The 9861-nt window shown below is 72.6% G+C and carries 10 protein-coding genes; 6 read left to right on the top strand and 4 right to left on the bottom strand.

Annotation, left to right across the window (positions count from 1 at the left end; all coding sequences use genetic code 11):
• The 6 genes from VKN16_26910 to VKN16_26885 form a co-directional block, all read left to right on the top strand.
• The coding region (locus VKN16_26910; GenBank protein ID HME97850.1) for a methyltransferase domain-containing protein at nucleotides 1-639 on the top strand (639 nt) is incomplete at its 5' end.
• 134 nt (nucleotides 640-773) lie between these two features.
• Entirely contained in the window at nucleotides 774-2096 is a 1323-nt protein-coding gene (locus VKN16_26905) for an ABC transporter substrate-binding protein (GenBank protein ID HME97849.1), read from the top strand.
• A 53-nt stretch (nucleotides 2097-2149) separates the two neighbouring features.
• Nucleotides 2150-2881 carry an ABC transporter ATP-binding protein gene (locus VKN16_26900; protein ID HME97848.1) on the top strand — a complete coding sequence of 244 codons (732 nt, stop codon included), beginning with the start codon at nucleotides 2150-2152 and terminating at the stop codon, nucleotides 2879-2881.
• 13 nt (nucleotides 2882-2894) lie between these two features.
• A complete protein-coding gene (locus VKN16_26895) occupies nucleotides 2895-3599 on the top strand; it encodes an ABC transporter ATP-binding protein (GenBank protein HME97847.1) in 705 nt (234 codons plus the stop codon).
• Between the two features lie 3 nt (nucleotides 3600-3602).
• Nucleotides 3603-4469, top strand: a complete 867-nt coding sequence (locus VKN16_26890) for a branched-chain amino acid ABC transporter permease (GenBank protein HME97846.1) — start codon at nucleotides 3603-3605, stop codon at nucleotides 4467-4469.
• Entirely contained in the window at nucleotides 4466-5470 is a 1005-nt protein-coding gene (locus tag VKN16_26885) for a branched-chain amino acid ABC transporter permease (protein ID HME97845.1), read from the top strand. The genes VKN16_26890 and VKN16_26885 overlap by 4 nt, the downstream gene beginning before the upstream one ends.
• A gap of 16 nt (nucleotides 5471-5486) precedes the next feature.
• Here VKN16_26885 and VKN16_26880 read toward each other — a convergent pair whose 3' ends face one another.
• The 4 genes from VKN16_26880 to VKN16_26865 form a co-directional block, all read right to left on the bottom strand.
• The gene (locus VKN16_26880; GenBank protein ID HME97844.1) at nucleotides 5487-5651 is read right to left on the bottom strand and encodes a hypothetical protein; all 165 of its coding nucleotides are present in this window, start codon (nucleotides 5649-5651) and stop codon (nucleotides 5487-5489) included.
• A gap of 21 nt (nucleotides 5652-5672) precedes the next feature.
• On the bottom strand, nucleotides 5673-6848 hold the full coding sequence (locus VKN16_26875) for a lipocalin-like domain-containing protein (protein ID HME97843.1): 1176 nt from the start codon (nucleotides 6846-6848) through the stop codon (nucleotides 5673-5675).
• On the bottom strand, nucleotides 6841-9447 hold the full coding sequence (locus tag VKN16_26870; GenBank protein HME97842.1) for an FtsX-like permease family protein: 2607 nt from the start codon (nucleotides 9445-9447) through the stop codon (nucleotides 6841-6843). Before VKN16_26870 ends, VKN16_26875 begins: the two co-directional genes overlap by 8 nt.
• Nucleotides 9444-9861 (bottom strand): ATP-binding cassette domain-containing protein (locus tag VKN16_26865; GenBank protein ID HME97841.1); only part of this gene is annotated, 418 nt, incomplete at its 5' end. The genes VKN16_26870 and VKN16_26865, both read right to left, overlap by 4 nt.

Genomic DNA, 9861 nt, shown 5'->3' with positions numbered 1-9861 from the left:
GGCCTCTACGCCGAGGGCCAGGACGGCTGGGAGCTGGGCGGACCGTCGCCGGCTCTCGAAGCCTGGCTCGACGCCGGCGGCACGTTCATCTGCGGGGGCCCAGACATGGCCCCCGCACTCCCCCAGTCGGCGGACAACCGTCGCGCCCTGAACCCTGCGCCACGCGTCGCGGTGCCCGGATGCGGGAGAGGCCACGATGCCCGGCTCCTCGCCCGCCGAGGCTACCGCGTCACCGCCTTCGACTTCGCGGAAGCCGCCGTCGCCGAGGCGCGCCGCCTCGCCGCGGCCGACGGTGTCGACCTGGCCGTCGAGCAGCGCGACGTCTTCACCCTGGCCCGCGACCACCGCGAGGCCTTCGACGGCGTCTGGGAGTACACGTGCTTCTGCGCCATCGACCCGGGCCGCCGCGCAGAGTACGCCGACGTGCTCCATGCGATCTTGAAGCCGGCCGGCCTGCTCCTCGCCTGCTTCTATCCGGTCCGCGAGGGCCGGGACGGGCCGCCCTTTCCGGTCTCGCGCGAGGACATCGCGAGCGCCCTCGCCGGCCGCTTCACGGTGCTGACCGAGGGCGCGCCGGCCCGGTCACCGGAGCGCCGCCTCGACCTCGAGCGGCTCGTCCTCGCCCGCCGCGATGCCTGAGCGGCCGCCGGCCCCTCGGCGTTTGACCGAGTGTTTGACCCGCCGCGGGCCGGCATGCTACGGTTGGCCACTTTTTTTCTCGCCCCGCGATCGGGGCAGCCCTTGAGCAGGACAATCACCCGAGGAGGCAGACCATGAAGTCTCCACGCATGCTGTCGGTCCTGGCCGTGCTCGGCGCGCTCGCGCTGCTCGCTGGCTCGGCGGCGCCGGCCCGCGCCCAGGCCCAGACCATCAAGATCGGCACCCTCTACGATCACTCCGGGCCCTTCTCGGCCGCCGGCTCGCTCAACTGCTGGCGCGGGGCCAAGATGATCATCGACTACGTCAACGAGAAGGGCGGCGTGCTCGGCAAGTACAAGATCGTCCAGGTGGACGGCGACAGCCAGTCCAAGGCCGACGTGGCGATCAACGAGGCCGAGCGGCTGCTCAATGTCGAGAAGGTCGACATCCTGGCCGGCATCTACTCGAGCGCCCACGCGGTGCCGATCGCCGAGCGCGTCGACAAGCAGAAGAAGTTCCTCTGGATCACCACCGCCATCGCGGACGCGGTGGTGAAGGACCGCAACCTCCAGTACACCTTCCGGCCCCAGCCCAACGGTACCCTCTTCGGCACCGGCACCGTGGACTACGTCGCCCACTACGCGCAGGACAAGCTGAAGAAGCCGGTCAAGGACATCCGCGCCGCCATCATCCACGAGGACGGCCCCTACGGCGCGGGGGTGGCCGCGTCCAACGAGTCCGAGGCCAAGAAGCTCGGCATGCAGGTGGTGCTGAAGGAGGGCTACTCGATCCAGGCCGCCGATCTCTCCTCCCTGGTGACCAAGCTGCGGGCCGCGCGGCCCGACGTGCTGTTCCACACCGGCTACAACCCGGACATCAACCTGTTCCTGAACCAGGCCAAGGAGCAGGGGCTTCGGGTGCGGGTCTATGTCGGCCACGGCGCCGGCCACAGCCAGCTCGCCAAGCTGAAGGAGGCTTTCGGCAAGGACGCGGAGGGCTTCCACACCTCCGATCCGCCGGCCTCCCAGCTGATCGATGCGAGCAAGCTCAAGCCGGGCGTGGCCGCGATGACCCAGGAGATGGTGAAGCGCTACAAGGCCTTCGAGCCCGACATCCCGGTCAACAACATCGCGCCGCACGTCTCGATGGGCTTCAACAACATGTGGATCCTGCTCAACGACGTGCTGCCGCGCGCCATCCAGAAGCACGGCGGCTTCACCGCGGAGGCGCTCGCCGCGGCAGCCCGCGAGACCGACATCCCGGCGGGCGGCACCATGCAGGGCTACGGCGTGAAGTTCGCGGGCGAGGGCAATCCCATGCGCGGCCAGAACGAGCGCGCGATCGCCGCGGTCTACCAGATCGTGGACGGCCAGTTCCGCCACGTGTGGCCCGAAATCATCGCCACCCCGAATCCACCGGTTCTCCTGCCCGCCGGGTCTCCCTGGGCGGCCCGCTGATCCAGATCGCGAGGTGAGGGCCGGCTGACGGTCCTCACCTCGCGGCGCTCTCCGTGCTCACCGTCACCCGGCTCACCAAGCAGTTCGGCGGCTTCACCGCGCTCAACGCGGTCTCCTTCGAGGTGAAGCCGGGCGAGATCCTCGGCCTCATCGGGCCCAATGGATCGGGGAAGACCACCTGCTTCAACTGCATCTCGGGCGCGCTCGCGCCGACCGCCGGCTCGATCCGGTTCAAGGACGACGAGATCGCGGGCACCACGCCCGACGCGATCTGCCATCGCGGGCTGGCGCGCACGTTCCAGATCCCGCGCCCCTTCCGCAAGCTCTCGATCCTCGAGAACGTGGCGGTGGCCGCCCACTTCGGGTCGGCCCGGCGCAGCACCGAGGCGGAGGCGCGGCAGCGCGCCCAGGAGGTGCTGGCCCTGGTGGGCCTGCCCGCCGATCCCTCCGCGTCCACGTCGCTCCTCGGGGCGGGCGGGCTCAAGAAGCTCGAGCTGGCCCGCGCGCTCGCCACCGGCCCCACCCTGCTCCTCGCCGACGAGAGCCTGGGCGGCCTCGATCCCACCGAGATGCACGACGCGGCCGAGATGCTCCGCCGCATCCGCGGAGAGCTGGGCGTGACCATCGTGTGGGTCGAGCACATCATGGCGACGCTCCTGCGCGTGGTGGACCGCCTGGTGGTCCTCGATCACGGCGAGAAGATCGCCGAGGGCCATCCCCGGGAAGTCGCGGAGAACCCCCAGGTGATCGAGGCCTATCTCGGCGAGAAGGTCGTGCTGGGATGATGCGGAGGACGCGATGCTCGAGCTGAGCCAGATCACCGCCGGCTACGGCGCCTTCACCGCGCTGTGGGACGTGAGCCTGCGCGTCGCCATCGGGGAGGCGGTCGCGGTGGTGGGCCCCAACGGCGCCGGCAAGACCACGCTGCTCCGCGCCATCTCCGGGCTCATCGCGCCGCGCGCCGGCCGCATCACCTTCGAGGGCGCCGACCTGGCCGGCCGCCCCGCCTACGACATCGTGGCCCACGGCATCGCGCACGTCCCGGAGGGACGGCGTCTCTTCCCCCAGCTCACCGTCGCGGAGAACTTGAAGATGGGCGCGTTCCTGCCGTCGGCCCGCTCGCACTTCCGCGAGAGCCTCGAGCGGGTGTACACGCTCTTCCCGGTGCTGGCCGAGCGGCAGGCGCAGCGGGCGGGCAGCCTCTCGGGCGGCGAGCAGCAGATGCTCGCGGTGGGCCGCGCCCTCATGTCGCGCCCGAAGCTGATCCTCTTCGACGAGCCGTCGATGGGCCTGGCGCCGGTCATGGTGCTGCGCCTCTTCGAGTTGATCCGCCGGGTGCGCGAGGAGGGCTACACGATCTTGGTCGTCGAGCAGAACGTGCGGCAGGTCCTGAAGCTCGTTGACCGCGCATACCTTCTGGAGGTCGGCCGCATCAAGGTGGAGGGCCGGGCCGCCGACCTGGCCGAGCAGGACTTCGTGCGCCAGGCCTACGTGGGACTCTGAGCCATGATCGACCCGATCTTCATCCTCGAGGCGGTGGTCAACGGGATCCTGCTGGGCGGCGTGCTGGCCCTGCTGGCCCTCGGCCTCAACCTGATCTTCGGCGTCATCGACATCGTGTGGATCGCCTACGTCGACCTCGTCGCCCTCTGCATGTACGCGGTGTACTTCCTGGTGACCGCCTACGGCTGGCCGCTCTGGCTCGCCGGCCTCGGCTCGATCGCGGTCGGGGCGGTGCTCGGCGCGCTGGTGCACCTGCTGATCATCACGCCCATCCTGGCGAGCCCGCCGATCAACCAGCTCCTCGCCACCGGCGGGCTGCTGTTCTTCATCCAGTCGGCGGCCACGCTCTTCTGGAGCACCGACCACCGCTCGATCCGGGTGAGCATGCCCACCCTCGAGGTGGGCGGCATCTTCATCTCGTTCACCCGCCTGCTCGCCTTCGGGCTGGCCATCGCGGCCATGATCGCGCTGTACTTCTTCCTCACCCGCACCTACACCGGCACCGCGATCCGCGCGGTGAGCCAGGACCGCGAGGCGATCGCCCTGATGGGAGCGCGGCCCCAGCGGCTCTATCTGGTGACCTCGGCGGTGGGCGGAGCGATGGCCGGGGTGGCCGGCGCGCTGCTCATCATCCAGTACGCGGTCCATCCCTACTTCGGCGCCGCCTTCGGTCCGCTCACCTTCATGATCTGCGTGCTGGGCGGGCTCGGCAACATGGTGGGCGCCTTCGTCGCCGCCTTCATCATGGCGCAGGTGATCTCGGTGGGCGGCGTGATCGTCTCGACCGAGATGGGCTACGTCATCGCGTTCGTGATCTTCATCGTGCTGATGTTCATCCGCCCCGGCGGCATCTTCGCCCGCCGCGCATGACCCCGCTGCGCGTCGTCGGGCTGCTCGCGCTGGTGGCGCTGGCCCTCGTGCCGGTGCTGCCGCTGGGCGCGGCGCAGGAGTACATCTGGCACGTCATCATCCAGATCTTCCTGTGGTCGTTCGTGGGCAACGCGTGGTCGCTCATGGGGCGCTTCGGGCTGGTCTCCCTCGGCCACGGGGCCTTCCTCGGTGTCGGCGCCTACGCCACCGTGCTCTTCTGGAACTTCTACGGCATGACCCCCTGGATCGGCGGCGCGCTCGCCATCGTCATCACGGTCATCCTGGCCCTGGTGGTGGCGTATCCGTGCTCGCGCTTCCAGGTGGTCGGCCACTACTTCGCCCTCGTCACCCTGGCGGTCGGCGAGGTGATCCGCCTGCTCATCGTGGCCGAGCGCGACTGGACCGGCGGCTCGCTCGGCGTCACGCTGAAGACGGGCGGCACCGCCTCCGGCTGGTGGACGCTGCAGTTCGCGGACAAGCGCGTCTTCTACTACGTGGGGCTGGTCGCCTGGCTCTTCGGCCTCTGGGTGTGGTGGCGCGTGGACCGCAGCATGGCCCGCTCCGCGATGGAGGCCATCGGCGAGGACGAGACCGCGGCCGCCTCGGTCGGCATCCGGGTCACCCGCTTCAAGATGGCCATCACCGCGCTCTCCGCCGCCCTGACCGCGCTGGGCGGCACCCTGCTCGCGCTCTACCTGGCCTACGCCAATCCGGACACGCTCTCCGGCATCGGGGTGTCGCTGCGCATCGTGTTCGCGGTGGTGCTGGGCGGGATGTACTCGCTGCTCGGCCCCTTCGTGGGCACCGCGCTCACCATCGCGCTCAGCGAGTACCTGCGCATCTACTTCGGCATCCACTTCATCGGCATCGCGGAGACCATCTACGGCCTGCTGCTGATGATCTTCATCATCTTCCTGCCCGCCGGCATCTACGGCAGCCTCGCCGAGGCCGCGCGGCGGCGGCTGACCCGATCGCCCGCCGGGGTTGCCGTCAGGACCTAGCCTCCTGGTGCTCCCGTCAGGCGCCTCCGGCCACGCACCGTCCGTCGGAGGTGTAGGTTCCCCCGGCCCCGTTGCACGACAGCCGGCCGTTGTAGGGCGCCGACGAGAGCCCGCAGCCTCCCAGCAGGGCACTCGCCGCCAGCACGGCGGCCAGCGTCACGATCCACCTCGCCTGGCTCATGCACCGGCCGCGAGCGCTGCATCACTCGCCATAGCCCACCAGCTCGACATAGCCGCGGCCGGCGATCGGGCGGCCGTCCGCGATGCCGTCGACGCGCACCGCGCCCTCCCAGTAGCGCGTGCCCACGATCAGCTCCTGATCGGCCAGCCGCGGCACGATCTCGAGGGTCAGCGCGGCGCCCGGCACCGTGAGACGCCACCGGCTCGGGTAGCGGACCCGGCTCCGCGGGCTCGTCCAGTGATCGAGCGGATCGAGCGTGACGTCGCCGCCCGCGAGCGGGCGGGTAGCCCCGTCGGCGGCGATCAGCGCGCCCGCGCTGTGCGCGTCGATCGAGCCGTCGCGGCGGCGCAGACGGTAGATCATGACGTCGCGCCCGTCGTCCAGCTGCAGCGCCAGCCAGTCCCAGCCCACCAGGTCGGGGCCGAGCCCGCTGGTGCTCCACTCGCGGTCCATCCAAGCGAGGCCGGTCACCGCCAGCGGCTCGTCCTGCACGCGCACCGTGCCGCGGGCGCTCATCCGGGGCAGCGAGTAGTAGTAGGACGCGTTGCCCGGCTCGGGGCCTTTCCGGCTCAGGCCGCGGTCGCCCTGGAGCACCACGGGCTTCTCGGCGGCCAGCATCAGATCGATCGCCGCGTCGCCCTCCGCGGCACGGAGGCGCACCGGCAGGCCGGCCGCGGCCTCGCTCTCGGCCGACCAGTCGCCGAGCCAGACCCGGAACGGCACGGAGCGCGCCCCGGCCAGGCCGAGCGCTTCCCGGTCGAGCCGGCTCCACGCGTGAAAGCGGCGACCCGCGGTGTCGGTGAGCGCGAAGTGGGCCAGGTAGAGCTGACGCGTCGACCAGGCGGATGCGGTCTCGCCGGCGGACGCCGCGGGCGGCGCCAGCGCGGTGCGGAAGAACGTGAGCTGAAACCCGAAGTGGCGGCCCGTCGCGGTCTCCAGGTTGCCGGTGTAGTACCACCACTCGGTGCGGAACTCGGGATGTGGCCCGTGGTCGGCGGGGAACGAGAACGGCCGCGGCGCGGTCGCGCGCGCGAATCCGGCGGAGTCGGCGGGGGCGAGCGCCTCGCTCACCGCCAGGGCCGCCTGGACGCCCCGCTCCGCGGCGCCATCGCCGCCGGGCCGGCGCACGAGCACCATCGCGCCCACCGCGAGCCCGATGGCCGCGAGGGCGACGGCCGCCCGCGCCCGCCTACTCATCGCGGAGCGCGTCGGCCGGCAGCGCGCGCGCCATCCGCCACGCCGGATAGAGGCCGGCCAGCACCGCGGCCAGCACGGACAGGGCCACGCCCTGGAGGAGGATCGCGGGCGAGGGATCGATCGGCATCGTCCAGCCGAACGAGCGGCGGTTGACCACGAACACGAGGATGCCGGCCAGCAGAAGCCCGCCCGGCACCGCGAGCACGCCCGCCAGCAGCCCCATCAGCCCGGTCTCGGCGGTGACGAGCCCCCACACCTGGCGCGGCGTCAGCCCGAGCGTGCGGAGCACCGCGATCTCGCGCGCCCGCTCGAGCTGCAGCGCCAGCAACGCGGCGAGCATGCCGATGAAGGCCACCGCCACCGTGAGCGTGCGCAGCACGGAGGTGATGGCGAAGGTGCGATCGAAGATCTCGAGCGAGGCTTCGCGCAGGGCGCGGTTGGAGCGGACCACGACCTCCTGCCCGCCACCCGCGCGCTCGCGGAGCGCGGCCATCAAGCGCGGGAGATCGACGCCGGGCGCGGCCTCGATGGCGACGCCCGAGACGCGGCGATCGTCCCAGAAGCGGTCGTAGGTGCGGCGGCTCATCACGACCACGCCCGCGCTCGAGCCGTAGTCGTAGAAGACGCCGCCCACCGGAAAGTCGCGCTCGCCGCGGTCGGTGCGCAGGCGGACCGCCTGGCCGACGCGCGCGCCCCGTCGATTGGCGTAGGGCTCCGAGACGATCACGGTGTCGCCGTCGTCGGCCCACACCGCCGCCGCGCTCCCGTCGCGGAATCGCCAGCGCGGCGGCCGGGCCGGATCGACGTCGAGGGCCACCACCTGGACGGGCCCGCCGGGGCCGGGCACGACCACGCCGCGCGACGTGCCCACGCGGGCCACCCCGGGCGTGGCCCCGAGACGGCTCACCAGCGCGGGATCGAGCGTCGCGTCCGGGCGGTTGCCCACCAGGCTCGGCGCCGAGACGTAGATATCGGCGCGCAGCGTGCCCTCGAGCCAGCCCACCACCGCTTCGCGGAAGCTCGCGATCATGATCCCGACGCCGATGGCCGCCGAGACCGCGATCATCAGCGCGGCGATCGCCACCGAGGTGCGAGACAGCGCGGCCACGATGCCGCGGGTGGCGAGGCGGCCGAGGATGCCGAAGGCGGCGGACGTGGCCGGGTCCAGGAGCCGCAGCAGCCCGAGCGCCGAGGCCGGCGCCACGAGCGCACAGCCCACCATCAACACGAACAGGCCGGCGAAGCCGCTCACGATGCCGCCGGGCAGGGCCAGGATGATGGCGCCGACCGCGAGCAGGCCGACGCCGACCCCGGTCACCCGCGGAACCAGCCGCCGCGCCCCCGTCTCGAGCGCGCCCCGGCTCATCACCACGCGCGGCGGCGCGCCGGTCGCCTCCAGCGCGGGCGCCAGCGCGGCCGCGAGGGTGGCGCCGACGCCGAGGAGCACGCCCTTGGCGAGGGCCAGCGGCTCCAGGGTGACGTCGCGCACCGAGAGCACGAAGTAGAGATCGTTGATGGTGCGCGTCACGAGGCCGAGCAGCCCGCGGGCCAGTGCCCAGCCGAGCGCGAGCCCCGCGACCGTGCCCACCACGCCGATCAGCGCGGCCTCGCCCATCACGAGGGCGAAGATCTCGGCCCGCGTCACGCCGATGGCGCGGAGCGAGCCGATCAGCGGCCGCCGCTGCACCACCGAGAAGGTCATGGTCTGGTAGATGAGGAACATGCCGACCACCAGCGCGAGCAGCGAGAGCGCGGTGAGGTTCCACTGGAACGCGCGGATCATCTGCGCGGTGGAGCCCGCGCGCACGCCCGAGGCGACGACCTCCGCGCCCGGCGGCAGGGCGCGCCTGATGCGGTCGAGCAGCGCGCGCCCGGCCGCGTCGTCGGCCACGATCAGGTCGATCCGCGCGAGCCGTCCCGGCGCGCCGAAGATCGCCTGGGCGCTGGCGATGTCGGTGACGAGCAGACCGTCGAGGGCGCGGGCGCTCGCCGGGTCCCCGGGGTCGAGCAGCCCCACCACCGTCAGCTCGCGGGGAACGCCGGCCGCGCGCACCGCCAGCCGGTCGCCCACCGCGAGGCCCAGATCGCGCGCGGTGCCTCGCGCGATCAGGACCGCGCCCGGCCGCGTGACCAGGGCGGCCACCGTGGAGAGGCGATCGCGCGGCGGCGGCGGGCGGCGCTCGCCGGTGGCCTCGCCCGGCGCGCCCGACGTGACCGCGCCTCGCTCCTCGCCCAGGTACGGCCGGAACGGGGCCTCCGAGAAGGGGTCGATCCCGAGCACGGTGAACGTGCGTCCGGGCCGGTCGGCGGCGGCCACGTCACCGGACAGGACCGGCGCGGCGAGGCGCGCTCCGAGATCGACCTTCAGCGCGCGATAGAGATCGTCCGGCAGCCCCGACGGGCCGCCGACGATCTGGTGGGTCGCGCGGCCGGTGACCGCCTCGGTAGCCAGCGAGAAGGCCCGCCGCGCGCTCTGGTTGGCGAGGTCGATCGAGACCGCGACGGCCACGCCCAGCGCGATGCCGAGCACCGCCAGCCCGACCTGCCACGGGTGGCGCCCGAGATGTCGGAGCGCGATCCGGACGAGCTGCCGCTTCACCCGCCGCCCCGCTCCGACGGGCCGGCCCCGGTCGACTGCGCGACCAGGCCGCCGCGCTGGACCGAGAAGATCCGGTCGGCGACACCAACCACCTCGCGGCTGTGCGTCACCATGACGACGGTCTTGCCCGCCTCACGCGCGAGGCCGTCGAGGAGCGCCAGCACCGCGGTCGCGGTCTCCGCGTCGAGCGTGCCGGTCGGCTCGTCGGCGAGGATCAGCGCCGGATCGTGGACGAGCGCGCGCGCGATGGCCACCCGCTGCTGCTCGCCGCCGGACAGGCGGTCCGGCAGGCTGCCGCCGCGCCCGCCGAGGCCCACCCGCTCGAGCAATCCGCGCGCCCTCGCCAGGCCCGCGGCCGCGGTCACGCCGTTCAGCTCGAGGGGAAGCAGCAGGTTCTCCTCGATCGTCAGCAGC

This window comes from Candidatus Methylomirabilota bacterium, from assembly GCA_035315345.1.
GTDB lineage: Bacteria > Methylomirabilota > Methylomirabilia > Rokubacteriales > CSP1-6 > CAMLFJ01.
Note: the sequence above shows the minus strand (reverse complement) of the source record. Positions and strands in the feature narration are given on the sequence as shown.